This window comes from Planctomyces sp. SH-PL62 (genome assembly GCF_001610895.1).
Classification (GTDB): Bacteria; Planctomycetota; Planctomycetia; order Isosphaerales; family Isosphaeraceae; genus Paludisphaera.
Genome location: NZ_CP011273.1, coordinates 1,822,649 through 1,848,989, shown reverse-complemented (window position 1 = coordinate 1,848,989; position 26,341 = coordinate 1,822,649). Strand labels below are relative to the sequence as shown.

Annotated in this window: 20 protein-coding genes; 10 read left to right on the top strand and 10 right to left on the bottom strand. The window is 69.5% G+C overall.

The annotated features are described in order from the left end of the window. Positions 1–151: 151 nt before the first annotated feature. Positions 152–1,306, bottom strand: a complete 1,155-nt coding sequence (locus tag VT85_RS07145; RefSeq protein WP_068412603.1) for an HD-GYP domain-containing protein — start codon at positions 1,304–1,306, stop codon at positions 152–154. A 315-nt stretch (positions 1,307–1,621) separates the two neighbouring features. On the opposite strand from VT85_RS07145, the gene VT85_RS07140 reads away from it, so the two are divergent. Together VT85_RS07140 and VT85_RS07135 are read left to right on the top strand one after the other, a co-directional pair. After that, entirely contained in the window at positions 1,622–2,944 is a 1,323-nt protein-coding gene (locus tag VT85_RS07140; RefSeq protein ID WP_197491144.1) for a protein kinase domain-containing protein, read from the top strand. Beyond that, entirely contained in the window at positions 2,941–4,755 is a 1,815-nt protein-coding gene (locus tag VT85_RS07135; RefSeq protein WP_197491143.1) for a tetratricopeptide repeat protein, read from the top strand. Before VT85_RS07140 ends, VT85_RS07135 begins: the two co-directional genes overlap by 4 nt. Positions 4,756–4,772: 17 nt before the next feature. Here VT85_RS07135 and VT85_RS07130 read toward each other — a convergent pair whose 3' ends face one another. From VT85_RS07130 to VT85_RS07105, 6 genes are all read right to left on the bottom strand, one after another. After that, positions 4,773–5,561, bottom strand: coding sequence for an energy-coupling factor ABC transporter ATP-binding protein (locus tag VT85_RS07130; RefSeq protein WP_068412594.1), 789 nt, complete (start codon positions 5,559–5,561; stop codon positions 4,773–4,775). A 3-nt stretch (positions 5,562–5,564) separates the two neighbouring features. Then, positions 5,565–6,188 carry an energy-coupling factor transporter transmembrane component T family protein gene (locus VT85_RS07125; protein WP_068412591.1) on the bottom strand — a complete coding sequence of 208 codons (624 nt, stop codon included), beginning with the start codon at positions 6,186–6,188 and terminating at the stop codon, positions 5,565–5,567. Continuing rightward, positions 6,178–7,185, bottom strand: coding sequence for an energy-coupling factor ABC transporter permease (locus VT85_RS07120; protein ID WP_068412588.1), 1,008 nt, complete (start codon positions 7,183–7,185; stop codon positions 6,178–6,180). The genes VT85_RS07125 and VT85_RS07120 overlap by 11 nt, the downstream gene beginning before the upstream one ends. Before the next feature lie 138 nt (positions 7,186–7,323). Next, positions 7,324–8,571 (bottom strand): hypothetical protein, encoded by a 1,248-nt coding sequence (locus VT85_RS07115; protein ID WP_068412585.1) that lies wholly within the window; start codon positions 8,569–8,571, stop codon positions 7,324–7,326. 81 nt (positions 8,572–8,652) lie between these two features. Beyond that, positions 8,653–9,438 carry an alpha/beta hydrolase gene (locus tag VT85_RS07110; RefSeq protein ID WP_068412581.1) on the bottom strand — a complete coding sequence of 262 codons (786 nt, stop codon included), beginning with the start codon at positions 9,436–9,438 and terminating at the stop codon, positions 8,653–8,655. 321 nt (positions 9,439–9,759) lie between these two features. After that, positions 9,760–11,331, bottom strand: coding sequence for a CARDB domain-containing protein (locus VT85_RS07105; protein WP_068412578.1), 1,572 nt, complete (start codon positions 11,329–11,331; stop codon positions 9,760–9,762). Positions 11,332–11,680: 349 nt separating this feature from the next. Between VT85_RS07105 and VT85_RS07100 the strand changes: the two genes are divergently transcribed. The 3 genes from VT85_RS07100 to VT85_RS07090 all read left to right on the top strand — a co-directional run bounded on the left by VT85_RS07100 (position 11,681) and on the right by VT85_RS07090 (position 15,226). Then, positions 11,681–12,517: a DedA family protein gene (locus VT85_RS07100; RefSeq protein WP_068412575.1), complete on the top strand. Its 837-nt coding sequence runs from the start codon at positions 11,681–11,683 to the stop codon at positions 12,515–12,517. Between the two features lie 377 nt (positions 12,518–12,894). Then, entirely contained in the window at positions 12,895–13,686 is a 792-nt protein-coding gene (locus VT85_RS07095; RefSeq protein WP_068412572.1) for a hypothetical protein, read from the top strand. Between the two features lie 250 nt (positions 13,687–13,936). Continuing rightward, positions 13,937–15,226, top strand: a complete 1,290-nt coding sequence (locus VT85_RS07090; protein WP_068412569.1) for a lactate racemase domain-containing protein — start codon at positions 13,937–13,939, stop codon at positions 15,224–15,226. Positions 15,227–15,638: 412 nt separating this feature from the next. Here VT85_RS07090 and VT85_RS07085 read toward each other — a convergent pair whose 3' ends face one another. Next, the gene (locus tag VT85_RS07085) at positions 15,639–17,033 is read right to left on the bottom strand and encodes a Gfo/Idh/MocA family protein (RefSeq protein ID WP_068412565.1); all 1,395 of its coding nucleotides are present in this window, start codon (positions 17,031–17,033) and stop codon (positions 15,639–15,641) included. Between the two features lie 219 nt (positions 17,034–17,252). On the opposite strand from VT85_RS07085, the gene VT85_RS07080 reads away from it, so the two are divergent. Then, positions 17,253–18,737 (top strand): hypothetical protein, encoded by a 1,485-nt coding sequence (locus VT85_RS07080; RefSeq protein ID WP_197491142.1) that lies wholly within the window; start codon positions 17,253–17,255, stop codon positions 18,735–18,737. Position 18,738: 1 nt separating this feature from the next. On the opposite strand, the gene VT85_RS07075 is transcribed toward VT85_RS07080, so the two are convergent. Beyond that, positions 18,739–19,989: an SGNH/GDSL hydrolase family protein gene (locus tag VT85_RS07075; protein WP_068412562.1), complete on the bottom strand. Its 1,251-nt coding sequence runs from the start codon at positions 19,987–19,989 to the stop codon at positions 18,739–18,741. Between the two features lie 300 nt (positions 19,990–20,289). Here VT85_RS07075 and VT85_RS07070 point away from each other — a divergent pair, with 300 nt between their 5' ends. The 3 genes from VT85_RS07070 (at position 20,290) to VT85_RS07060 (ending at position 24,325) form a co-directional block, all read left to right on the top strand. Further along, positions 20,290–21,630 carry a hypothetical protein gene (locus VT85_RS07070; RefSeq protein WP_197491141.1) on the top strand — a complete coding sequence of 447 codons (1,341 nt, stop codon included), beginning with the start codon at positions 20,290–20,292 and terminating at the stop codon, positions 21,628–21,630. 9 nt (positions 21,631–21,639) lie between these two features. Then, positions 21,640–22,863, top strand: a complete 1,224-nt coding sequence (locus VT85_RS07065) for a hypothetical protein (RefSeq protein WP_068412557.1) — start codon at positions 21,640–21,642, stop codon at positions 22,861–22,863. Between the two features lie 94 nt (positions 22,864–22,957). Beyond that, positions 22,958–24,325, top strand: coding sequence for a BNR-4 repeat-containing protein (locus tag VT85_RS07060; RefSeq protein ID WP_068412554.1), 1,368 nt, complete (start codon positions 22,958–22,960; stop codon positions 24,323–24,325). Positions 24,326–24,329: 4 nt separating this feature from the next. Here the strand turns inward: VT85_RS07060 and VT85_RS07055 are convergent, their stop codons facing one another. Then, positions 24,330–25,766: an APC family permease gene (locus tag VT85_RS07055; RefSeq protein WP_068412551.1), complete on the bottom strand. Its 1,437-nt coding sequence runs from the start codon at positions 25,764–25,766 to the stop codon at positions 24,330–24,332. Between the two features lie 165 nt (positions 25,767–25,931). Between VT85_RS07055 and VT85_RS07050 the strand changes: the two genes are divergently transcribed. Then, entirely contained in the window at positions 25,932–26,336 is a 405-nt protein-coding gene (locus tag VT85_RS07050) for a hypothetical protein (RefSeq protein WP_156512721.1), read from the top strand. Positions 26,337–26,341: the final 5 nt, after the last annotated feature.

The following is a 26,341-nucleotide window of genomic DNA, read 5'->3' as shown; positions in this document are numbered from 1 at the left end:
CCCCGCGAGGGGGGAAGGAATTCATGGGCCCGGACTCGGAGGGCCGGCGGCCTCCTCAACGGTCTCTCCCCTCGCGGAGGTCGTGGCCACGACTGTCGGGCTCGCCCGGTTCTTCGGACCAGCTTCCCGCGCGAGAGGTCGGGAGCGACTCTCAACGGCGGCCCAGGGTCACGTCGACGACGCGGATGAGGCTGTCTCCCAGTCCCTTCTGGCGGATCGCCTCCACGTCCATCCGGCAGGCCCGCAGCGCGTCGACCACGTCCGGGTCCCATTGCACGCCCTTGCCTTTCGCGAGGATCTCGTCGATCTGCATCGGCGAGAGCCGCTTGCGGTACGGCCGATTGCTCGACATCGCGTCGAACGAGTCGGCGACGGCCAGGATGCGCGCCTCCATCGGGATCTCCTCCCCTTCCAGGTGGTCCGGGTAGCCCGTCCCGTCGAAGCTCTCATGGTGGTGGCGCACGCCCGGCATGATGTGCCGGAGCTTCTTGAGGTCCTGGAGGATCGTCACGCCGATCTCGACGTGCTCCTGGATGCGGCGGTACTCCTCCTGGCTGAGCGGCCCGACCTTCTTGAGCACCTCGTCGTCGATGCCGATCTTGCCGATGTCGTGCAGCAGGCCCGTCAGGTACAGGTCGCTGCGCTTCTGCGGCGGCATCCCCAGCTCCTCGGCCAGCCGCACGGCGATCCGCGCGACCCGCTCGGAATGGCCTGACGTGTAGGGGTCCTTGGCGTCGATGGCGGCCGTCAGGGCGCGGATGATCCCGAACAGCAGGTCCTTCAGCTCGGCATAGATCCGGGCGTTGTGCGACTGGGTGGCGATCAGCGAGGCGATGTACTGGGTCCGCTCGACCTCCAGGGGACTGATGACCGCGCCCGGAGGGGGGTTGACCACCACCAGGGCCCCCGACGACCCGGCGACGACGATGGCGAACTGTCGGACGGAGTCGGGGGCGAGCCCCGGCCGATCCTGCCGGGCGTCGACGATCTGGACGGCGTCCCTGCCGTACGACCCCGCGATAACGCGGAGCGCCGTGGAGGTGAGGCCCGGCACCTCGCCGCTGACGACGACCGGTTCATGCTCCTCGGCGGGGACCCAGGCCGTCGCCTCCACTCCCAGCGACGCCCGCAGGACGTTCGTCGCCAGCGTCTGGAATCGCGTCGGGGCGTCCGAGATCTTGAGCCGGCGGATCAGCCGGCCGATCACGACGTGTTCCCCCTCCTCCCCGGCCGGCACCCCGTCCGAGGCCTCGTCCGACCTGACGTTGTCGAGCCGTGGCGCCCGCTCTTGGCGCTCCGCGTACATAAGGAATTCTCCCCTCGGACCGAGGCACGTGTCCCGCGATGCGAAAGCCGCACGTCCATCACCAGGAAGCCTAGGACACGTCTCGGCGGGCGTCGTGATTGCTCGGCCCGTTCGAGGGGCGTGTCGACGAAAAGCCACAGACCCTGGACATCTCCCACGGCGGGGCCTAGTCAGTTGAGTGGGGTTCGTGCATCCATTCGTTTAGATCGCCGGGGGCGACGCCGCTCGCCGCGACGGATGCAAGGGAAGGACTCGCGGCGGCTCGTCGAGGAGCCTCGCCGCGAGGGCGATTCGACCGAGGAGGACCAGAGCCGAATGAGTGGCGACCGCTCGAACGAGAGAGAAGACGAGGTGCTCTACGGCGCCTGGGAGATCGACTCCGTTCGCTCGCTGGACTCGCTCCGACCGTCGCTCGGCGGCGTCCGGGGGCCGCACGCGAAGGTGCCCAGCCGACCTTCGCGGTCGAACGGCGCCGGGGAGGTTCCCGGCGAGGTCGCGGCGCCGAACGGGGGGACGGGAGGCGGTGGGCTCTCGCAGACCTGCGTGCACCTCGAAGGGATCGGCTCGGCGAGCGAGGCGGGCTCCGCTTCGGGCGCCGGCCACTGCCCCGTATCCCTCGAACAGCTCCGTCTCGGCGACGAGGTCGGCGGCTTCCGGCTGATCGCCGAGCTGGGTCGGGGGGCCTTCGCCCGGGTCTTCCTCGCCGAGGAGGCGAGCCTCGGCGGCCGTCGCGTCGCCCTGAAGATCTCCGCGGCCGAGGGGGACGAACCCCAGATCCTCGCCCGGCTGCAGCACGCCCACATCGTCCCCGTCCACTCGGTGCGCGACGACCCGCGGACCGGCCTCCGCCTCCTCTGCATGCCGTTCCTGGGGGGAGCGAATCTGGCGCAGGTGATGGAGGAGGCGCGCGCCGTGCAGGGGGCGAACCACGAGGGCCGGAGCCTGGTCGAGGCGCTCGACCAGCTCAGCCGACGCTTCCCCTGCCCCGTGGAGGACGGTTACCGTTCCGCCCGTCGGTCGTTGATCCGGTCGCGGTCGCACGACGGGGTCTCGTTGCGGGTCGACCCGCCGGTGGGGTCGTCCCGGAAGGCGGCGACGGCCGGCCGCTGCGATCGGCCTTCGCGACGGTTCGGCCCCCTGCGCCGGATGCTCGAGCGCGGGGCCGAGGCGGAAGACTCGGGGCCCGAAGGGGCCGCCGAAGAGATGCTGCCGTCACGTCGGTTCCTCCGCGGGGCCGACGTGGTGCGGGCCTCGGTCTGGATCGTCGCCAGGCTGGCCGAGGGCCTGGAACACGCCCACGGTCGCGGGCTGCTCCATCGCGACCTGAAGCCGTCGAACGTCCTGATCGCGGCCGACGGCACGCCGATGCTCCTGGACTTCAACCTCGCGGTCGAGTCCGAGGTCGTCGAGTCGGCCGACGAGTCGGTCGCCCGAGCGACGGTCGGCGGGACGCTCCCGTACATGGCGCCGGAACACCTGGATGCGCTCGATCCGGAGGGGACGACCTCGCCGGACGCGGTCGATGAGCGTTCCGACCTCTATTCCCTGGGCCTGATCCTCTTCGAGATGATCGCGGACGCGCCGGCCTTCGAACCCGTCCCCACGGGCGGGGCCCGCTGCGGATGCTGCGCCGGATGATCCGAGAACGGCGCAAGCCCGCCCCTTCGCTCCGCTCGCGAGTCCCCGAGGTCCCCCCCAGCCTCGACGCCCTGGTGGCGAAGTGCCTGGACCCCGATCCGGCGCGTCGGCATCGGTTCGCGGCGGATCTCGCGGAGGACCTCCGCCGCTTTCTCGACGACCTGCCGATGAAGCACGGGCCGGAGCCCAGCCTCGTCGAACGCGGGCGAAAGTGGGCGAGGCGGCATCCGGCGGTCAGCTCCTCATCGTCGACCGCCCTGGCCTTCGCCCTCCTGCTCGGGCTCTCGATCTTCGGCGCGTTTCAGGCCTATGAAGCGATGCAAGGGCTGCAGGCGCGGCTCAAGCTTCGGGCGTTCCATCGCGACTTCCTGGAGTGCCAGTTCCTCCTCAACACCTTCGGCGACTCCGACGCGAGGATCAGGCGGGGCGTCGAGCTGGCCGCCTCGACCCTGAAATCGGCGGGCGTCGACGAGTCGGGATCGGCGAAGGGACCGCTCGGGGGCCCCTGGGTCGATCGGCTCGCGCCCCAGGAGCGCGACGAAGTCAGGCGATCGATCGTCGACCTCATCCTCGAAGACGCCCGCGCCCGGGTGGTGCTGGCGGGCCGGGAGTGTGAGGACGAGGCCCGTCGCGAGGCGTTGGCCCGGGCGGTTTCGCGGCTGGACCGCCTCCAGGCGAGCGTCGATCCGGCCCCGTCGGCCCTGTTCCGCGAACGCTCTCGCTATCGTGCGGCCCTTGGCGACGCGCAGGGATCGATCGCGGATCTCGCCGAGGCCGACGCGCGTCCGCCGTCGACCTGCCACGACTGGACGGCGCTGGGGCTCTCATTCCTCTCGACCGACCAGGTGGCCGAGGCCGAGGAGGCGCTGACGCAGGCCGTGGCCCTCGACGTCACCTCGTTCTGGGCCTGGTTCGCGCTGGGACACTGCCATTTCGAGCAGGAGCGCTTCGAGGAAGCCGTCGGCGACTTCACGGCGTGCGTGGTGGCCCGTCCCGAGTTCGCGTGGGGCCACTACAATCGGGGACTCGCCCTGGCCCGCGCGGGGCGTCCTCGCGAGGCGTGCGACGCCTATTCCCGGGCGATCGCGAACGATCCCCACTTCGCGGAGGCGCGGATCGATCGCGGCCTGGTCGAGCTGGATCTGGACCGCCCGGCGGCCGCCGAGGCCGACCTGCGGAGCGGGCTCGATCGCGCCCGACGCGACCCCCGCGTGCTGTCCGCGCTGGGCGACGCGCTCGCCCGTCAGGGCAAGCCGGACGAGGCCGAGCGGCTGTTCGCCGACCTGCTGGCCCACGAGCCGCACGACGCGGCCGTTCGGACGGCTCGCGGCATCATCCGTCTGGGGCTCGACCCGAAGGGGGCGGCCGAGGATTTCGCCCTCGTTTTGTCGGACGATCCTTCCTGCGCCCTGGCCCACTACGGCATGGCTCGCGTGGTCCGCGAACGCGACCGCGACGCGGCGCTGAGCCATCTCGACCAGGCCTTGCGGGACGATCCTCGGCTCTTCGAGGCGGTCGAGCTGCGTGCGCTGGAGCGGGCCCGCCGGGGCGATCGCTCGGCCCTGGACGACGTGGACGTGCTGGTCAAGGCTCCCACCGCCAACCGCCTGTACAATGCGGCCTGCGCCCTGACGATCCTGGGGGAGAAGACCCAGGACGAGGCGAGCCTCTCCCGGGCCGTCGACCTCCTGGGCCGCGCCTTCCTCGCCGGGGCGCCGACGTCCGCCGCCGATTCCGACCCCGACCTGGAGCCGCTTCGTCGGCGGGGCGACTACGCCGAGGCGACGGCCCGGTCGGCCGTCTCGCGGTGAGGACGGGACGCGCCCGATTAGCGCAGGACGTCGTCGCGGCGGTGGATCAGCAGGCTGAGCGGGCGTTCGAGCCCGTGGGCTTCCAGGAGGGGGGCGTCGTCGAGGATCTCGCGCGAGGGGCCGTCGGCGACGACGCGGCCGGCGTCCAGGAGGATCGTGCGAGGGCAGACTTCGAGGACCATCTCCAGGTCGTGCGTGGCGATCAGCTTGGTGGCCGGGAGCGACGCGACCAGGCCGATGAACCGCCGCCGGGCGCGAGGGTCGAGATTCGCGGTCGGCTCGTCGAGGACCAAAACCGACGGCCCGCAGGCGAGGACGCCCGCCAGGCAGACCCGCTTCCGCTCGCCGAAGCTGAGGTGGTGCGGCGGCCGTTCGGCGGCGTCCTCCAGGTCGACCCGGGCCAGGCACTCGAGCGCCAGCCGACGGGCCTCCTCCTTGCCCATCCCCAGGTTCAGCGGCCCGAACGCTACGTCCTCGATCACCGAGGTGGAGAAGAGCTGGTCGTCGGGGTCCTGGAACAGGAGCCCGACCTTGCGGCGGACGGCGGCCGCGTCCCTGGCCGCTTCCAGGCCGTCGATCCAGACCGAGGGCCCGTTGCGGCCCCGGAGCCGACGGCCGGGGAGGAGGCCGTTGAGATGGAGAAGCAGCGTGCTCTTGCCGGCGCCGTTGGGGCCGACGAGCGCCGTCGACTCGCCGGGCGCGATCGTCAGGTCCACCCCGTCGAGCGCGCGGCGGCCGTCGGGGTAGTCGTAGGTCAGGCCCCGCAGGCGGACGGCCGGGGCGGGCGTCTCGTCGGTCGTCGCCACGGGTCAGTCTTCCAGGGTGCGCATGGTGCCGTCCCAGCCCCGGGCCGTCATGGCCGCGAAGACTCGCTCCTCGCGTTCCAGGGCGCGGAACAACAGGGCGGCGATCAGGCCCGCGAGCGTCCCGAACCCCAGGCCGAACCGCCCGAAATTGCGGGCGCGGCGGGCGGTCGTCATCCGTTCGAGTTCCTCGCGAAGGACGAACAGGTAGCGGAACATCAGGCCGAGAGTCGTCACCAGGACCGCGGGCACGCCCAGTCGTCGCATCGCGCCCAGCAGCTTCGGCCAGGGCGTGACGTGGGCCAGGACCATCATCATGACGATCGCCAGGCTGTTTCGGATCACCAGGTCCAGGACCACGAGCTTCGGGCTCAGCCCGGTCCGCGCCGCCAGGCTTCCCGCCGTCAGCAGCGCCAGGAATCCGACCACCAGGGCGAACCCCAGCCAGCGGGCGAACAGGCGGAGCGGCGAGACTCCCGCGATCGTCGCGACGACGGCGAGCGCCGCGGCGAGCGTCCCCTGAGTCCGCCACGAGCCCGGGGGCAGGGCGACCACGACGACGACGAAGCCGACGGCCGCGAGCAACTTCACCCGCGCGTCGAGGCGGTGGATCGGGCCGTCAGGCGACATCGATCAGCACTCCGTCTCGCTTGGGGTCCTTGGCGGCGAAGACGCGGGCCATCGTCCAGGCCAGGGCGAAGACCACCAGGGTCCCGGTCAGGCCGGCGGCGGCCGTGGCCAGCTTCACCTCGTCGACGGCGTCCAGGCCGGCCGGCAGTGGAGCCTGGTAATCGGCCATCGGAGACTTCACGAGGGGCGGGGTTTCGGACTCGGGCAGGAAGTCGAACTTCTCGCCGACGAACTCCAGGCCGTCGGGCTTGTCCCAGGCGAAAGGGGAGGCGAAGACCGCCACCCCGAGGGCCACGCCCAGGCCCGCGACCGCCGTCGAGAGCCATCGCGCCGCGAGGGTCGGCGTCGCCGCGCCTTCGTAGTCGGCCTCCTCCTCGATCAGCTCGGGGCGGGTGAGCAGGACGAAGCGGACCACCAGGCCGGTGATCAGGGCCTCTCCCACGCCGATCGCCGCGTGGACCAGGGCCATCCAGCTCAGGACGCGGAGGAAGTCGTCCCGGCCGGACCCGGCGGCCAGCTCGATCGTGAACGCGCCGGCGGCGAGCAAGACGGAGAACCAGGCCGCGATCATCGACCCGATGAGGATTCCCCGACGCCCCCCGAGGGCGCGTCGGATCGGGGCGTAGATGGCGTAGCCGCCCACGGCGCCGATCACGCCCATGTTGAGGAAGTTCGCGCCGAGCGCCGTCACGCCGCCGTCCTGGAAGAGCAGGCACTGGACGATCAGCACGGCCGCGAGGACCACCGCCCCCGCCCAGGGCCCCAGGATCACGGCCGAAAGCACGCCGCCGAGCAGGTGCCCGGAGACGCCGGGACCGACCGGGAAATTCACCATCTGGGCCGCGAAGATGAAGGCCGCCGTCATCCCCATCAGCGACGTCGTCCGGGGCCCGTGGCGTTCCTCGACCCGACGCAGGCCGTAGGCCAGGCACGCCGCCCCCATGACCGTCGTCGCGATCGAGATCCGGGAATCGATCAGTACGTCCGGGATATGCATGCCTGTCGTGGCTCCGCTCGAACTGCGAGGCGACCGCCCGCGCCGGGGGCGACGGCCCGACCGACACTCTCGAAATCATATCGACGGTATGGCGTCCGGTCAAAACATCATACCGAACCCGCGGCGACGAGTCGCGACTCAGGACGCGCCGGAGGCCTCGTTCGCGTCCCTCGCCCGGCAAGCGGGGAGGCTGAGCAGGCCGTGCTGGAATCGCTGGATGATCTGGCAGAAGGCGTCGTCGTAGAGGACCCTCTCGGCCTCGTCGCCCCGGTTCTGACTGAGCGCCAGGCGGCCTGCGAGGTACGACGCCATGTTGGGGACGGGGACGCGGGTGTGGGCGTTGGGGGCGGTCGTCCAGATTTCCCGGCCCCGCTCGCGGAGGGAGAGCTTCGCCTCGATTCGCGAGGTCCGATTCTGGGTGCCCAGGTAGGCCGCCTCATGACGCTCCAGGATTCGATAGGAGAAGCGATAAGGCGCGCGCGACCAGAGTTCCCGCCACCGGGTCGACTTCGGCGGCGGCAGGTAGCCTTTATTCCGGAGGGCTTCCACCGCCGGAGGCTCGAAGACCTTCTCATAGCCGGCGGGGGTCCCCAGCACGAACTCGCCAGGCTCCGCCTCGATCACGACGCCGAATCGCTCGACGAGCGAGGACGCGATCGCATGGAACCGATTGCGGGCGGCGTCCTGATCGGGCTGGGGGAGATGGATCGCCAGGTCGCCCCCCTCGACGCATGACTGGAAGGCGGCGTCCGGGACGGTTTCGTGGAGGGCCTGCCGTTCGGTCTCGCCGATCCACGCCCGGAGGACTTCGAAGAACCGGGCCTCGATCTCCTTCCGGAGCGAGGTCAGGTCGCGATCCGCCCCCACCCGGGCCACGACGTTCAGCCAGGCTCCGACCGGCTTCGACGAGCCCGGGTCCTCCGCCAGCTTCGTCACGACGTCCTGGAGGTCCCGCCGCGCGAGATCTCCGCGATGCAGCCGGAGGGACTCGGGGTCGGCGAGCGGCGTGCCGGTCGACGGGGCGACCTCAAGGGCCGAGTCGAGGTCGACGAGGGCCAGGTCGAGGCGGCCGTCGTCTTCATGAGACTTCGAGGACTCGATCAGGCGTTCGACCGCGCGGACCTTCGCCGCCCGCTCGCCGCGGATCAGGACCTGGACGCCGGCCGTCCCGATGATTCCCATCAGGACGATCGCGAGCGCCGCCCAGGCCCAGGGAACCCATCGCGGCCGGGTGAAGCGAGCCCGCTTCCACTCCCCGTCCACGCGGGGGAGGAACGGGACCTCGATGAGACGGCCGCAGAACGAGCAGCGGACCTGTCGCCCGGGGCTCGTTCCTCGCACCTGAACCGTCTGGCCGCACTCGGGACAGGCGAATTCGCCGTCCATGTCAGGGGAGTCTCTCCGGGTTGGGCGGGGGGGGACGCGACGCGGCGTCCGATTATACACCAACCCGTGATGAGAGGTGAATCAGACGGCGGGGTTGCCCGTGCAGCGCGTCATGAGCCAGTTGTCGACATCGGCGAGCATGTCGGAGTCGAGGCGGTGGTTGCAGGGGTAGGACTGGAAGGCGACCCGAAGCCCGGCGGCTCGGAGCGTGCCCACCTCGCGACGGGCGCGAGAGAGGGGGACGCGGGCGTTCCAGGCGCCGTGGACCACCAGGACGGGGAAGTCGCGACAGGCGTCGAACCGGGCGAGGGGACGGAACTCGCCGGGGAGCCAGCCGTTGATCGCCACGACCCCGGCGAACCGATCCGGGAAGCTGAGGCCCAGCCGGTAGGCCGCCGCCGCCCCCTCGCCGCAGCCGACCAGGAAGATCCGCTCGGAGTGGACGTGCAGGTGGCTCCGCGCCTCGCGGACGCTGGCGAACACCCCCTCTTCCAGGCGAGTGATCGGGTCCAACTCGGGCTCGCACATCGCCCGTCGGAATCGATCGGCCTCTCGGAGAGCGGGGCCCTGGCGGAAGCTGCACCGTTCGGGGATCTCGAACTCGGAGCCCCAGGAGTAGCCGACCAGGCGTTCGCGCTTCACGACGGGGACGGGGCCCCGCAGGCCGAGGCCGACGTAATTCTGCCGGCTCAGGGCGGGCATCGCCCGGATGAGCTGATCCTCGTCGCCACCCTTGCCGTGCAGCAGGACCAGGAGCGGGTAGGCATAATTGGGCTCATACTGGCGCGGCACGAAGCGGGCGTCAGTCAGCGCCCCGATTCGTGAGGCGGTCGAGGAGCCATGTGCGTCTGTCCGGTCCTGGGCCATCGTGAGATCCTCAGTGAGCGAGACTTCAAAGAAGTCGACCGATATCGACCCTGGCGGAGACCGGACGCCGGGCTCGAGGACGCCTTCCTACGATGGATGGAAGGAAGGAGTCCGACGAGGCAAGCATAGCCGCGATCTTACCGCTCTTCAACAAACCGCCTAGCTATTTTCCATTTTGTCTCAAGTTTCCCGGAATGCGATCCGAGCGACCCCCGAATCCATGAAATCTGCCAGGGTTGTGTCGATTGACGCTTGTCCGAAGCTTGCGCGGGATGCGCAAGGTCCGGAAACAAGGTCGCGGGTTGCGGTCGCGGCGTTATGTCAAAAGAGGTCGTCCAGGAAACTTCCGACCGATTTGGGGAAGATGCCCAGGGCGCGATCGCTCTTGACCTTGGGGGGCGGCCGTCGGAAAAGCTTCTTGGTCGGGGCGGCCTGGCCGTTCTGGGTGTCCGCGGCAGCCTGGGCCAGTTTCACGGACTTCTGATATTTGGCGAGACTGGGCCGGTTGATCGACAGCAGCACTTCCGGATTCGGCGTGTTGGGCACGTACGTGGTGCCGTCGCTGCCGAGGAGGCGGAGCGAAACCGGGGCCGAGGTCGCCGTATTGTTGTTCTTAAACGTCTCGTTGATCCCGTTCTCCGGGTCGGCGATCGCCACGATCTTGGCGGTCCCCACGCCGTCCAGGAGGATCCCCGCGGGGAGCCGGCTGGGGAGGGAGACGGTCTGGGTGATCGGCTGCTGGTATCCCGGCGCGAGGCCCGGGATGACGGCGTCGCCGAGGAAGATGGTGCGCGTGGTGTTGCCGCTGGGGCCGACCAGCAGGAAGCGGACGCGGAACGGGCCGGGGTCGATCGTCCCCATGTTCTGGACGCTGGTGGCGACGTCGAAGCTGCCGCCCCAGACCAGATCGCTGGTCGACGGGGTGACGGTGGCGACGGCCAGGTCGGGCAGGATCTCGTGGATCGGCGCGCCGGACGCGCCGGCCGGCAGATTGATGTTGACCACGGCCTGATCGACGCCGATCCCGCTGATCGCGAAGTGGGGCCCGACCGGGTTGGTGAGGAAGTCGCCGTCGGGCAGGATCGTCAGCGTGAACTGGCTCGCGCCGGAGAGCAGGACCGGCGGGATCTCCGGGAGGGTGAACGACTTCTCGGCGTTGACCGTCTGCCAGGGCTGGATCGCCGGCACGGTGATGCTGCCGATGGTGACGTCGGACCCGGTCCCCTGGGCGATGCCCGCGGGGGTCAGGATGACCTGGGCGCGGGTCGCCGGGGCCGCGCCGTACGACTTGTTCGTGATCTGGGTCGTCACGGAGAGGGTCTTGCCCCACGTCGCCGTGGTGGGGTAGGTGCCGACCGAGGTCGCGATGAGCTGGGCGGGCTGCTGCGGGGCGATCGCGACGACCGCCTGGTCGAAGCCGGGGCCGACGCCGGAATTGTTCCGCTCGTTGGCCTCGTTCACCTGCCGCTGGGAATCCACCTTGAGCGACAGGTGGAGCAGGCCGGTGGAGCCCAGTCCCGGCACCGGGTTGGACGGGAGCTTGACGACCGTGGTGAACGGCACGGACTGGCCGGCGGCGAGGCCGTCGGGGACCGTGACTTCGCCCAGGTAGACCGAATAGCGGCCGACGTTGGCCCGGCTCCCGGCGTAGATCGCGACGTTGAACGGGCCCGTGGCGCCGGCGTCCCCCTGGTTGGTGATCTGGCCGGTGGCGGTGACGGTCTCGCCCCAGTCGGCGTCCTGGACCACCACCATCGAGGAGCCGACGAGGTCGGGGAGGCCGTGCCCGGCGGCCGACAGGACTTCGCGCTTCTCGAGGGAGTCGAATCGCAAGATGATCGGACCGCGCCCCCAGGCGCGTCGACGTCCCTCGGATCGTCGCTTGTCGGACATGCTCGTCCTCCTCCTTGATGACCTCGGCGAGGCCGCGGCCCGAACGGGAGGGCGGCCCCTGCGCCGTCGCCCGGCCTCCCCATGAACGGCGACGGGGGGGGAGGCGGCACGGCTCTCGAACTTCGGAAACCCATCCTGGGCTTCGCGGGAAAATACCCCCGCCTCCGATCGAGGTCAAGACGGTTCGAACGGGGCGACGATCCCCGAGTCGGGCCCGGCGCTCCGCGGGCGACGCCGGGGCCTGCGAAGGAGGGCCTCGACGCACCGGCCGCGTTGTGATACCAAAGGTTGAGGCGCGGCGTCGACGGCGCCGACGGGCCGGATCGCGTGGCGGAGTCAGGAGCCGAGGTTGACGGAGCAGCTGATCGGACAACTCGGGTACATCGGGATCGCCCTGACCCTGGTGGCGGGCGGCTTCCTGCCCATACCGGAGGAGGCCCCGGTCCTGCTGGCGGCGATCCTCTCGCGCAACGGCAAGATGTCGGGGCCGATCGCGTTCTCAGCCTGCATGCTCGGCGTGCTCCTGGGCGATTTCCTGGTCTACGCCGTGGGCTACCGCTTCGGCGAGCGGGTGCTCAGCCTCCGGCTGACCCGCCGACTCCTGACCAAGCCCCGCGAGGCCCAGATCAAGGGCTACTTCCATCGCCACGGCTTCAAGATCCTGATCCTGGGCCGATTCGCGGTCGGTTTCCGGACGGCCGCCTATCTGACGGCCGGCATCCTGAAACTCCCCCCGCTCAAGCTGCTGCTCACGGACCTCGTCGCCGCGCTCCTGAGCACCAGCCTGATGTTCGGGCTCGGCTACCTGTTCGCCCACCAGATCGAGAAGGGCCTGCACGAGGCCCAGCAATGGATCGCGATCACCATCGCGGTGGGGGTCGTCGTTTGCGTGATGTACCGCCATTACAAGGGACATCAGCGCGCCGGGCTCCCCGTCGGCCCCCCGGTCCTCGTCAGCGACGACCTCCCCCTTCCCCCGGACGATCTCGAGGTGGACCCCTGCCCCACGCCGCTCCTCGAGACGGCGGCCTCGGCGTCCACGCCGACGCTCGCGACGGCCCCCCCGGAGCCGAAGGCCGGAGAACGTCCCGATTCGTCCAGCTTCCCCGCGCCGCCGGAGCCCCCCCAGCACGCGGCCCTCGCCGTCCCTCGCGAGAGCGAATCCCATCCCCTCACCCGCGCCTGAACCGTCGCGCCGGTGCGTCCGCCGCGATCGAAATTCGGCCCGAACAGGCGGTGGAAGGCGGTCGCAAGAGGAGTGGCGTGAGGTGGTGGCTGGACGCCTAAAGTCGTGTTGACCGACTTGAATCTTCCTGGTAATTTTCGCCTTCGTCTCCGACCGATGGAATCCAACGACGTCGGCGGAACTGCGATCTGCCATCTGAGTAGTGGGGAGTCGCGGCGGGGATCGCCGGTTCGATTCCTCCCGACCCGCATTCGACCGACAGCGGCGCGCGGGTACCGCCCGGAGACGTTCTCCGGTCGGCGAGTTATGGATCGACTCGCACGGGGCCGTTCGTGATGCGACGAGCAGCCCGGATCAACCTTGGAAGATCGACTCGAATGAACAAGTTCACCTTTGCTCTCGCCCTGGGGGCTGGTCTCGTGTTGAGCGCGGCCGGTCGGACCACCGACGCCGCCCCGATCGTTCAGAATCTGGACGCCCCCGAGCTCTCCGCCTCGGAGTTCAACAGCCTCTTCAAGCCCATCGCCGAGGCGCCGCCGATCACGGCCGAGTATCGCTTCATCAACACGCCCCTCACGGGCGTCGTGCAGTCCCAGGTCCTGGAAGGGACCGGGGCGTACGCCGGGCTCTACGCCTACGCCTACCAGTTCGGCGTCAAGGACGTGAAGGACGAGTCCGGCGAGCCCACCTCCGTCAACAGCGCCTCGCTCCAGTTCAACGCCACCCCCACCCGGGCCGACCTGCTCGGCACCGGCGGGCCCGGCAGCGCCGTGTTCGTGGTCAAGGACGGCACGGTCGGCGGCCTGAGCGTCCCCGTCTCGTCCGTCGCGGGCGGCGGCATCCAGATCCCCAGCTCGGTCGCCTGGCTCCCGGGTGAGAAGACCGGCGCCCTGACCTTCCAGTACCTGGACGCCAGCAAGGCCACCGACCCGATCGGCGCCGGCTCCACCACCGGCACGATCGTCGTGCTGACCACCGAGAAGTGGACCAACAAGCTGGTCAGCCTCCAGAACGCCAACCCCCAGATCGTCTACCCGTCGGCCTACGCCTCCGAGGGCGGCCCGATCCAGGAAGTCCCGGTCCCCGAGCCGTCGACCGTGCTCGCCTGGGCCGGCATCATCGCCGCCGCCGGCCTCGTCCAGCGCCGCCGCAACCGCCGCGCCGCCTGACGTTCCGAGGCGAACGACCGACCGACCGCAAGTCGCCACGGAAGCCCCCCTCGCCGTCCTCGGACGCGAGGGGGGCTTCGGCGTTTCGAACCGGACCCCGATCCCTTACAATGAGGAAATCCGAGACTCCTCATTCGACTCCACCGAGTTCCGGCCGAAGGCCGTCTCCCGCCCCCCCTTGAGGTGGTGGTGTCGAGCGAGGTGTGTCGGCAATCCGCGGGAGATCCCCGCGAAGCCGGGTCGCAACATCATGAACACGCCCACCATCGCCAGGGTCCGACGGACCTTCGACCAGCCCGAGCTCCCCGACCCGGCCGACGCCGCGGCTCGCGCCGTGGTGGCCAGCGGCCTCGTCGCCCGGGTGCCGGCCGGCGGCCAGGTCGCGATCACGGTCGGCAGTCGGGGGATCGCCGGGTTGCCCGAGATCGTCCGGGCCGTCGCGACGGCCGTGCGCTCGGTCGGCTTCCACCCCTTCGTCGTCGCGGCGATGGGGAGCCACGGCGGCGGGACAGCCGAAGGTCAGCGGGCGCTCCTGGCCGAGCTGGGCGTCACCGAACGAAGCGTCGGCTGCCCCGTCCGCTGCGAGATGGACACCGTCGTCCTGGGGACCAACGCCTTCGGCCTGCCGATCCACTTCGACCGCAACGCGTTCGACGCTGACGGCGTCATCCTCCTGAACCGCGTCAAGCCCCACACCTCGTTCACGGGCTCGTATGAGAGCGGCCTGCTGAAGATGCTGGCCGTCGGCCTGGGCAAGCGCGAGGGGGCTGCGCAGGTCCACAAGCTGGGCCTCCCCGGCCTGATCAGGCTGCTCCCGGAAGTTGGCGCGTTCCTCCTGAAGCGAACGCCCGTCGCGCTCGGGCTGGCGATCATCGAGAACGCCGCCGATCGCGTCGCTCGGATCGTCGCGGTCGAGCCCGAGGAGATCCTGGAGGTCGAGCCCGCCCTGCTTACGGAGGCCCGCGCCTTGATGCCGGGGCTGCCGTTCCCGGAGCTGGACGTGCTGATCGTCGGCGAGCTGGGGAAGAATTACAGCGGCACCGGGATGGACCCGAACGTCATCGGCCGCCTCCGCGTCGAAACCATGCGCGACCACCCCGCGCCGGTCGTCACCCGCCTGGCCGTGCTCGACGTCTCCGAGGAATCGCGCGGCAATGCGCTGGGGATCGGGTTCGCGGACCTGACCACGGAGCGGCTGGTGCGGGCGATCGACCCGACGCCGATGCGCGTGAACAGCTTCACCAGCAACTTCCTGGCCCGCGCCCGAGTCCCGCTGGCCCTGCCGACCGACCGCGACGTGATCGCCGCCTGCCTGGACACCTGCTGGCGGATCGACCCGGCCGAGGCGAAGCTCGCCTTGATTCCCAACACCCTCGAACTCACCACGCTCTGGGTCACGAGTCCGCTCGCCGGGGAAGTCGAGGCCCATCCCGGGCTGGCCTTCGACTCCGACTATCTTCCAATCCCGTTCGACGACCAGGGGAACATCGTTCAGGAAGACCTGTTCCCCGAGAGCCTCCGCGCCCGCCGGGGCCGGTGACGAACGACGCCGATCGTCGTTCCGCAAACGGCGTTCGTCGACCATCCTCTCCTTAAGGGAGAGTGCGCGCGGACCGCGCGGCACGCCGGCGGCGGGCTCGATTCAGGTTGAACGGCAACGACCACGTTTTGCGCCGAACGAACCCAATTTTGGAAGCCGGCCCTGTGGTCTAAGTGATGTCAAGTAAGACAGTTATGTTGATCGGGTTCGGTTCGGGGGCGTCGCGAACGAAGCCGATTTCGGGATGGGCCGGCGGGCACCCCGGCCGAACGGTCTGCGACCTTCGAAAACGCGCGAACGAACCCAATCCGTGTGGCCGAGTATTCGTTCCAAGTGTTTTTGAGCAAGCGATTTGCCTCGATTGGGTTCGCTCGCGGGATGGCGCGAGCGAACCCAATCATCGGCGGGGGCCTCAGGCCGTGACCTGCATCTTGATCGGGTCCCAGCCGATGAGCTTGCTCTCATAGAGGCTGGTGTTGCAGAGGAGGGCCGGGGCGGCGGCGCGGTAGCCGAAGACGGCGTCCTCGTAGACCGGCTCGCCCTGGCGGACCGAGGTGAAGAACTTGACGAAGTGGTCGAGGCGGGGGTCGTACCCCGCCGGGGGCTGGAAGCTCTGGGCCCCTTCGTAGGGGGCCGGCTTGCGACCCTTCCTCGGCTCGGAGGCGAGCTTGGCGGCGATCGCGTCCTGCTGAGCCTTGGAGAAGGTCTGGACGGAGTTATACCCCTTGAGCTCCTGTTCCGGGGTCGGCCAGGAGATGCCGGTACGCTCCAGCTTGAGCGAGGCGAGGTCGGTGGAGATCACGCCTTCGTCGCCCACGAACCGGAACGAGGTGGCGTCTCCGCCGCCGTCTTCGAAGTCGCACTGGAGCGAGACGGTGAAGGCGGGATGGGCCTCGACGGCCGGATAGTCGAGCAGGCTGAGGATGACGTCGTAGACGTCGCGGCCGTCGTCCCAGTAGCGGAGCCCGCCCATCGCGGCGACCTTGTTGGGGCCCTGCGAGTCGGTGGCGCGGTGGATGGCGGTCAGCAGGTGGACGAACAGGTCGCCGGCGACGGCCGTGCCGTAGTCCTGGTAGTTCCGCCAGCGGAAGAAGCGGGTGGCGTCGAACGGCCGCTTGGGGGCCTTGCCCAGGAACCGATCCCAGTCGACGGTCGCGGGCGAGGCGTCCAGCGGCAGGGTGTACTGCCAGGCTCCGAGCGAGGAGTTGCGGTTGTATCGGGCCTCGACCACGTTCAGCTTGCCGATCGCGCCGGCGGCGATCATCTCGTGGAGCTTCTCGAAGACGATCGAGCTGGCGAACTGGCTGCCGACCTGGAAGACGGCCTTGGTCTCCTGCTGGACCTTGATGACGTCCGGCCCCTCGGCCAGCGACTGGACCATCGGCTTCTCGCAGTAGACGGCCTTGCCGGCCTTCATAGCGTCGACCGACATCTGGGCGTGCCAGTGGTCGGGGACGCAGAGCAAGACCGCGTCGACGTCCTTGCGGTCGAGGATCTCGCGATAGTCGACGTGGGTCGAGACGTGGTCGCCGTACTTTTCCTTGACCCGCGTCCGACGGCCTTCGTAGAGGTCGGCCGCGGCGACCAGCTCGACGCCCGGCGCCTGCAGCGCGCAGTCGGTGTCGATGAAGCCGATGATCCCCATGCCGATCGTCGCGATCCGCACCTTGTCGTTGGGACCGGCCTTGGCGAGCGCCGAGGCGGCCGCCTCGGTCTCCGGGTTGCGGGCCAGGATCGTCACGGCCGTCGAGGCCGCCGCCGCCGTCTTCAGGAACCCTCGGCGCGTATTCGCATCACGACGCTGCATCAGCGACCTCCAATTCATCATTGTTTTGGCGAAGGCCGTCTCATCGGCGGCCCTCGGTCGATCCAGCTTAACGATTGTCCCGCCCCCTCGCGACTCCTTCGCCCCCCTTCAGGCGTCAGGCCGACCGGGTTCAAGAGCGCCCTCAGGGCTGTTAGGATGGCCCCCGCCGCCGGGCCCGTCGCTGGGCTGGAGGCCTCGGGGCCGTTCTGGGAGACCGCCATGAATCCGCACGCGACACGCTCCGCCTGCGTCGCCTTGATCCTCGCCCTCGTCGCGCCCCGGCTGGCGGCGCAGGAACAGCCCGGAGCCGGGCCGGTCGTCGAGGGCGAGGCCTCGCCCGTCGACGACCGCTTCGCCTGGCGGCGCTCCGAGCTGAACGTCGGCGGCGTCTTCCCGCAGCTGGCCGTCATGGCCCCGAAGACCGGCAGCCGGACCGAGGCGGGGATCGGGGCGATGATCCCCTGGGCCGACCGGCTCTGGGCGGTCGGCTACGTCGCCCACATCACCGGCTCCGGGCTGGGGCTCTACGAGATCCGCGAGGACATGGCGGTCCGGCTGCACCCCGAGTCCGTCACCGGGACCTTCGCGAATCGGATGGTCCACTGGGGGACGCGCCAGGCGATCATCGGCCCCCACGTCATCGACGAGCACGGCGCGGTGCGCACCATCAAGGAGCTGTCCGGGCACCGCCTGACCGCCACGGCCAGGCACCTGACCGACCCGGAGAACAAGGTCTATTTCCTGACCATGGAAGGCCTCCTCTTCGAGACCGACCTCCACACGCTCGAATCCAAACTCCTCTACGACCTCATCAAGGAGCTGGGGATCGACGGCTACAAGCACTTCAAGGGGGCGCACACGGCCCACGGGCGGCTCGTGGTCGCGAACAACTCGTACGACGAGAAGGAGTTTCTGGGCGAACGCCAGGCCGGTCGGCTGGCCGAGTGGGACGGTAAGACCTGGACCATCCTGGAGAAGAACCCGTTCGTCGAGGTCTCCGGCCGCTACTCGCCGTCCGACCCGCTCTACGCCCTGGGCTGGGACAAGCGGTCGGCCATCCTCCGGGTGCTCGACCGGGGCGAGTGGTCGAGGTATCGGCTGCCGAAGTCCAGCCAGACGTTCGACCACCAGTGGTGCACGGAATGGATGCGGATCCGCGAGGCGTCCACCGAGCGTCAGTTGATGGACGCCTTCGGCCTCTTCTACGAGATGCCGCTGCACCGCTACGCCGGCAAGCTCTGGGGCGTGCGGCCGATCGCGTCGCACCTCCGGGTGATCCCCGACTTCCTCCACTGGCGGGGCCTGTTCGTGATGGCCAGCGATCAGGGGGATTCGGTCGTCGGCCAGCCCCAGTCCGGGCTCTGGTTCGGCAACATCGACGACCTCTGGAAGATGGGAAAGCCCACCGGCTGGGGAGGCCCCTGGTGGAACGACCCCGTCGAGGCCGGCGCGGTCTCCGACCCTTACCTCATGACCGGGTTCGACAAGAAAGTCCTCCACCTCTCGCACGACTCGACCGAGCCGGTGCGGTTCACCGTGGAGGTCGATTTCCTCGGCGACGGTTCGTGGAAGACCTACCAGACGATCGCCCTGTCGTCGAAGGGATACGGCTTCCACGTCTTCCCGGACGGCTACTCCGCGCACTGGGTGCGCGTGACCGTCGACCGAGCCTGCACGGCGTCGGTCTATTTCATCTACAACTGAGTCAGGGCGTGGGCGTCGGGTCGTCGAGGATCGCGCGGGCGACGGCTTCGGCCATGATCTCCAGGCCCGCCTGGTTGTAGTGGCAGCAGTCGTCGATGTAGAGCGACTCGGGATGGTCGCGGAAGATCCCGGTGAGGTCGTGGAAGGCCACGCCGCGTTCGCGGAGGGCTTGGCCCTCGCGGAGCAGGAGCGGATAGCCCGCCTCGACGCCCCGGCGATACGGGTGGTCGGCGTTGAAGGCCACGCGAAGCTCGGCGGCGTCCATCGGCTTGGAGTCGGCGACGTACTGGTTGGGCTGCAGGAAATGGACGTACCGCGTGCCGTTCTGGCGACAGAGGGCGTGGATCGCCAGGGAGCTGTTGGACCAGATCGAGACCATGTGCTCGAACAGCTCGTCCCGCCCGCCGAACTCGCGCAAGGGGCCGGTGGCGACGTACGGACCGGCCTGATCCTTCAGTTCCTGATGCCCCTTGGTGATCGAGTACGACGACCATTCCAGGCGGCGGTCCTGCAACTTCCAGACGAGATTCGCGACGATCGACCACCGCCAGGGCGAGGTCGAGGCCCACCGCGACCAGGTGATGCGACGATCCTCCAGGTTGTTCAACTCGGCCCGCGCCGAGCCGAGCCTCGGGTCGTTCATGCCGACCCGCGCGTGCCAGCTTCGAGGGAAGGCCGGGAAGACGTGGTGCCCGGCGTTCTCCAGCTCGTGGAGCGCCACCTCGTTGAAGCCGTCGATATTGACGACGAGGTCGAACTCGGCCCCAAGGGCCGTCAGGTAGGCCAGCGTGGTCAGCTGCTGGGGCTGCTTGTAACCGCCGAGCGCGGCGTTGACGAACACGAATTTCTTGTCGGCGAATTCCGGCGAGCGTCGGAGCGCCTGCTCCAGCCGGCTCACGCCGTTGACCCCGAAGTACGAGGCGACCGAGCCGCCGAAGATCCCGACGATCAGCTTGCCGGGCTCGCGCTTGTGGATCGGGTCCTTGTCGTCCACGTAGCCGAAGTTCGAGACCGGCATGGTCCGGCCGTCGCTCTGGCGCACGACCCCGCTGTCGGGCCGGGGATCGCGGACGTAGCCGACGAAGGGGTGGACCTGCGAGAAGACCGCGCCGCCGATTCCGTCGGGCCGGTTCGCCCGCTCCCGGCGCTCGTCCTGGAGGGCGGACCAGGAGAACCGCTGGCCGGTCGCGAGCCGGAACAACGGCCAGGCCGCCAGTTCGCAGGCCCCCCAGGCCATGCCGAGCAGCACCATCGCGAACGCGATCCGCTTGCCTCGGCCGGGGCCGCGCCGCCGCGGGGGGGCGTGGACGAGCCGGCCGTGGAGGGGCCGTCCCGGCGCGTCCGCTGCCCTGCCCCATGCTGAATCATCGACGCTTGCGAGTCTTCCATGACGACCGCTCCTCGGATGGCTGCGCGGAACCGGGCCGCAACATATCCGTTAACCCCCTTTCAGGCAACTTGGTTTGGACGCAGGACGACGCCTCCTGGACTCGGGGTCGCCGGGTTGTTATACAGGCGTTGAACACCCGCCGAAGTCGCTGGAGGAACGCCGATGGACGTGAAAGAACCCGATCCCGCGCCCGGCTTCGCCTGGACGCGCCGCGCCGCGATGGGGGCGATGGCCGCCGGCGCCGTCGGGGCCGCCCGCGGGCGGGCCGAGGCCCAGCCGGCGGTCGCGACGACGCCGAAGCCCCGGCCGAGGATCGCCGCTATCGTCACCTGCTACTACAAGACTTCCCACGGCCAGGGGATCGTCGACCGATTCATGGACGGTTACGGCTGGCAAGGGGGACACCACCGGCCGGCGCTCGACGTCGTCTCGCTCTACGTCGACCAGCGGCCCAAGGGCGATCTGACCGACGAACGCGTCGCGCGCCATCCGGGCCTGAAGGTCTACCCCACGATCGCCGAGGCCCTGACCCGGGGTGGCCCGACGCTCGACGTCGACGGCGTGGCCCTGATCGGCGAGCACGGCGACTATCTCCGCGACGATCGCGGCCGCATGCACTACCCACGGTACGAGTTCTTCAAGCAGACGGTCGACGTCTTCCGCAAGTCGGGCCGCTCCGTCCCGGTCTTCAACGACAAGCACCTGTCGTGGAACTGGGACTGGGCGAAGGAGATGGTCGCGACTTCCCGCGAACTCAACTTCCCGTTCCTGGCGGGCTCGTCGCTGCCGCTCACCTGGCGCATCCCCGAGTACGAGACGCCCCCCGACGCCCCGATCGAGGAGGCCGTCTGCGTCGGCTACGGCGGCGTGGACAGCTATGATTTCCACGGCCTCGAATCGCTCCAGTGCTTCGTCGAGCGTCGTCGCGGCGGCGAGACCGGCGTGAAGGCCGTCGAGGCCCTGCGCGGGGCCGACGTCTGGAAGGCGCTCGACCCCGCTTCGGGGGGCTCGGCCCGGACGAAGGCCCTGTTCGACGCCTGCCTCTGCCGGAGCTTCCGGCTGACCTCGCCGATGCCGGGCTACGGCAACGCCTTCCCGAACCTGGAGCAGGCGGCGAAGCTCGTCCCGGACCCCCTGCTCTATCGCCTGCACTACAACGACGGCCTGGTCGGCAGCCTGTTCATGATGTCGGGACTGGTGGCCGATTTCACGGTCGCGCTCAAGCTGGAGGACGATCCGGCGATCCGCTCGACGCAGCTGTACCTCTGCGGGATCTCGCCGAATCAGACTTTGCCGAACTTCTTCAGCCCGCTGGCGAACCACATCGAGGCCATGTTCCTCACCGGCCGGGCGCCCTACCCCGTCGAGCGGACGTTGCTGACCTCGGGCGTGCTTTGCACCGCCGTCGACCTCCTGGCCGAGAAGCGCGGTCGGGCCGAGACCCCCGACCTGGCGTCGATCGTCTATCAAGCCCCCCGCGAATCGCAATATATGAGGAGCTGAGTCCGAGCCATGCGAAGCCGCAAGCCGATCGACGACGCTCCGCAATCGCCCCCCGCCCGCAAGCGGCTGGCGATCGTCACGACCGTCTGGAAATACCTGTCGCACGCCCAGCACATGGGCGACCGCTTCCTCGTCGGCTACCCGATCGACGGGGCCTGGAAGAAGCCGGCCATCGACGTCGTCTCGCTCTACGTCGACCAGAAGCCGGACGACGACCAGAGCGCCGAGCGGGCCTCGACCTTCGGGTTCAAGGTCTACCCGACCATCCCCGAGGCGCTCCGCCAGGGGGGCGACAAGCTGGCCGTCGACGCCGTCCTGATCATCGGCGAGCACGGCGACTATCCGCGCAACGAGAAGGGGCAGATCCTCTACCCCCGCTACGAGTTCTTCAAGCAGGCGGCCGACGTCTTCGAGGCCGACGGCCGCTCCGTCCCGGTCTTCAACGACAAGCACCTGTCGTACAGCTTCGACAAGGCGAAGGCGATGGTCGACGCCTCCAAACGCCTGAAGTTTCCGTTCCTGGCCGGCTCGTCGCTACCCGTCACCTGGCGGCTCCCCTCGGTCGACCTGCCCTACGGCGCGGTCGTCGAGGACGCCCTGATGGTCGGCGTCGGCGGCTCGGACCCGATGGATTATCACGCGCTCGAAGCGATGCAGTCCGTGCTGGAGCGCCGTCGCGGCGGCGAGACGGGCGTCCGCCGCGTCCAGATGATCGAGGGCGACGCCGTCTGGAAGGCGGCCGACGCCGGCCGATGGTCGCGCGAGCTGCTGGGGGCCGCGCTCTCCCGGACGGACTCGCTCCAGGGCCTCTCGGTCCAGGACGGCCGCCCCCAGGCGCTCGGCGAGGGGGATGAGATCGCGCTCATCGCCCAGAACCCGGCCGCGTACTTCATCGAGTACGCGGACGGAACCCGCGCCACGCTCCTGATGCTCAACGGCGTCCTGGCCGACTACAACCTGGCCGTGAAGGTCCAGGGGCGGCCCGACCCGCTTTCGATGCAATTCCTGCTCCCGCCCAATCCCAACGTCGCCTACTCGGCGCAGTTGATGGACAAGGTCGCCCGCATGATCGAGACCGGCCGCGCCGCGTATCCCGTCGAGCGGACCATGCTCGTCTGCGGCATGCTGGAAAGCTGCCTCGACTCCCGGCAGAACCGCCAGGAGCCGCTCGACACCCCCCATCTGGCCGTCCGCTACGAGTCGCCCCGCGAATCCCAGTTCGCCCGGACGTGAGCCGGTCTCCACGCCCCTCGCGCCCGCGTGGCGCGGGGGGCGGGCGTGACGACCGCCGACGGCCTTGCGACGCCCGACGCCGAGGAAACCGCCCGTGAACGTCCTGCCGATCTTGCTGCTCTGCTCAGCCCTCGCCGCCGACGACCCTCGCCCCCTCCCCCGCGCCGAGGGCTACGTCGGCTGCTGGTATTCGATCGGCTCGACGAAGGATGAATACAGGTACAAATACAGCGGCGGGCTCGCGACCTATCCCCAGCAGCAGTCGCCGATCGCGATCTACGACGCGCCTTCGAATCGGACGTACTTCGTGTACGGCGGGGCCGACCCGGCGCGGAAGTCGATCCTGCACATGGTTTCGTATTACGACCACGCCACCGGGACCCTCCCCCGGCCGGTGATCCTGCTCGACAAGAAGACGAACGACGCGCACGACAACCCTTGCCTCGCGATCGACGCCCAGGGGTTCCTCTGGGTCTTCTCAAACGCCCACGGCACGGCGAGGCCGTCGTACATCCACCGGAGCCTCGCCCCGCGCTCGATCGACGCATTCGAGAAGGTGGTCGAGACGAACTTCTCGTACGGCCACCCGTGGCCCGTCCCCGGCCGCGGCTTCCTGTTCCTGCACACCAAGTACCAGGCGGGCCGGGGGCTCCGATTTACCACCAGCCCTGACGGCCGCGCATGGAGCGAGCCGACCCCCGTCGCCCACATCGATCTGGGCGACTATCAGGTGACCTGGGCCCGTGGGGAGACCGTCGCGACGGTCTTCGACTTCCACCCCAGGCCCCTCGGCCTCGATGCCCGGACGAACCTGTACTATCTCCAGACGCGCGACTTCGGAGCCACCTGGACCCGCGCCGACGGCCAGCCCGTCCCCCTCCCGCTCACCAACCCCGACAACCCGGCGCTCGTCCGCGACTACCAGGCCGAGGGGAAGCTCGTCTATCTGAAGGACCTGAATTTCGACGCCGAAGGTCGTCCGGTCGTCCTCTTCCTCACCAGCAAGGGCCACCAACCCGGCGCGAAGTACGGTCCGCACGAGTGGCAGACCGCCCGCTGGGACGGCCGAGACTGGGTCGTCCGGCCCTTCACCACCTCCGATCACAATTACGATCACGGCTCCCTCACCATCGAGGAAGACGGCGTCTGGCGCGTGGTCGCCCCCACCGAGCCCGGCGCTCAGCCGTTCGGCACCGGCGGCGACATGGTGATGTGGACCAGCGCCGACCAGGGGACGACCTGGACCCGGGTGAAGCAGCTCACCGCCGACAAGGCCCGCAACCACACCTACGCCCGCCGTCCGCTGAACGCCCATCCCGACTTCCACGCCCTCTGGGCCGACGGCGACGCCCGCGCGAAGTCCGAGTCGAGCCTCTACTTCACCGACCGACTGGGGACCCAGGTCCGCCGCCTGCCGATTACGATGACGGGCGAGACCCAGGCCCCCGAGGTCGTGGAATGAGCGATCAGGCGGCTTCGGCCGGGCGGGAACGCGAGGCCAGGAAGTAGATCGGGATGCCGACCAGCATGCTGACCAGCGAGATCGTCGAGACGAACGGCGCGCTGACGAACGCCGCGACGAGCAGCGTCCCGGTCAGCAACAGGTAGACGGCCGGAGTGACCGGATAACCCGGCGTGCGGAACGGGCGCGGGAGGTCCGGCCGCTTGACCCGCAACACGAAGATCGCGCTCATCGCCAGGAGCGAGAACATCGACAGTCCGACGCTCGCGTAGATGAACAGGTTCTCGAACGAGCCCGTCCACAACAACACCAGCGTGGCGGCGATCTGGAAGAGCGTCGCCACGCCCGGCGTCTGCGTCCCCGGCCGGAGTCGGGCCGCGATCGACGGGAACTGCCCGGCCTTGGCCATCGCGTAGATCACCCGGGGGCCGAGCAGCATGTACACGCTCAGCGACGAGAGCATCATCAGGCCGATCGCCACGCTGAGCGGGTTTGACCACTGCTCCCCGAAGAGTCGACGGCTGGCGATCTCGGCGATCGGCGCGACGGCGTCGAGCCCCTGGGTGTTGGTCGGGTCGGCGACGATCGCCTGCACGTCGGCCGCCGACAACGCCAGCGCGTAGACGACGTTCACCGCCAGATAGAGGACCGCGACGATCCCCGTGCCGATCAGGATCGCCCGCGGCAGCACCTTCTGGGGCTCGCGGATCTCCCCCGCGAGGTAGGACGCCCCGTTCCACCCGGTGTACGCGTAGTAGACGAAGACCATCGAGAAAAGCATCGTCTTCGCCAGGCCGGCGTCGATCGGCCGGGCGTCGTTCAGGTTCGCCGTGTTGGGCCAGCCCACCGACAGCCCGGCCACGATCAGGACCAGCAGGACGGCCACCTTCAGCCCCGTGATCCAGCCCTGGACGAGCGACGTCCGCCGCCGGCCGGAGACGTGGATCGCGGCGAAGATCAGGATCGCCACCGTCGCCAGCCCGCGCTCCGCGAGCATCGCGTTCGTCCCCGAGAGCCGAAGCGGGGCGAGGACGTACTTCGCCGAGCCGTAAGCCGCCGTGGCGCTCGGGCCCGAGAACCCCATCAGGAACGAGACCCAGCCTGACAGGAACGCCGCGAGCGGTCCATAGGCCTCGAAGAGAAAGACATAATCCCCCCCCGTCTTGGGGAGCGCCGCCGACAACTCGGCCAGGGTCAGCGCGCCGCAGATGGCGATCAGGCCGCCGACCAGCCAGAGCGCCAGCATCAACCGATTGCTGCCGACGAGCGCCATCGTATAGCCCGAAGTCGTCAGGACCCCGGTGCCGACCATGCTCGCGACCACCACGGACACCGCCATCCAGACGCCGAACTCCGCCGGCATCTTGGCCTCGCCGGCTGCGGAATCGGAAAAGTCGGCGGCTTCGGCCCGGTCTTCGGAGGGGGACATCGCGATTCCCATAAAAGTTTGTCCTCCCGGGAGTATCCTTCCAGATAGGAGCAGGATAGGAAACCTGCCTGGTGAACACTTGAACCCTGGAGAGGCTGGAGATAGAATCAGGGCGGCGACGGACACGCCATCGGCGTCACGAACGACGAACCGCGGCACCGGAAGGAGACGCGTTCGATGAGTGAACTTGGTGCGTTGCAGCGAGCGTCCACCGCCTCGCGTCGTCGGGGAGGCGTCCAGCGTCGGCTCAACATGCCGGTCGCCGAGGCGTCCACTTTAGCAGCCCCGCAGCCGTTCGCGGACGGTCCCCCGGCCGTTCGGTTCCGACGTCCTCGGAAGGCGGCTCCCGCCCTCCGGCCCGAGCCGGTCGACCGGACCCCGCCGCCGCCGGTCTTCCATCCCCTGGCCTATCGAAGCGTCGTCGCCGCGTGGTCGCTCGACGCCCGCGAGCGCTGGGGACGCCGGTCGAACGAGCTGGAGGATGAGGGCCTGTCGTGGCGAGACGCCGAGACCCAGGCGTTCGTCGAGGTCTGGAACCACCTGCGTCGCGAGGGGGGCTTCGCCGATCCCGGCCCGTGCTGACGGGC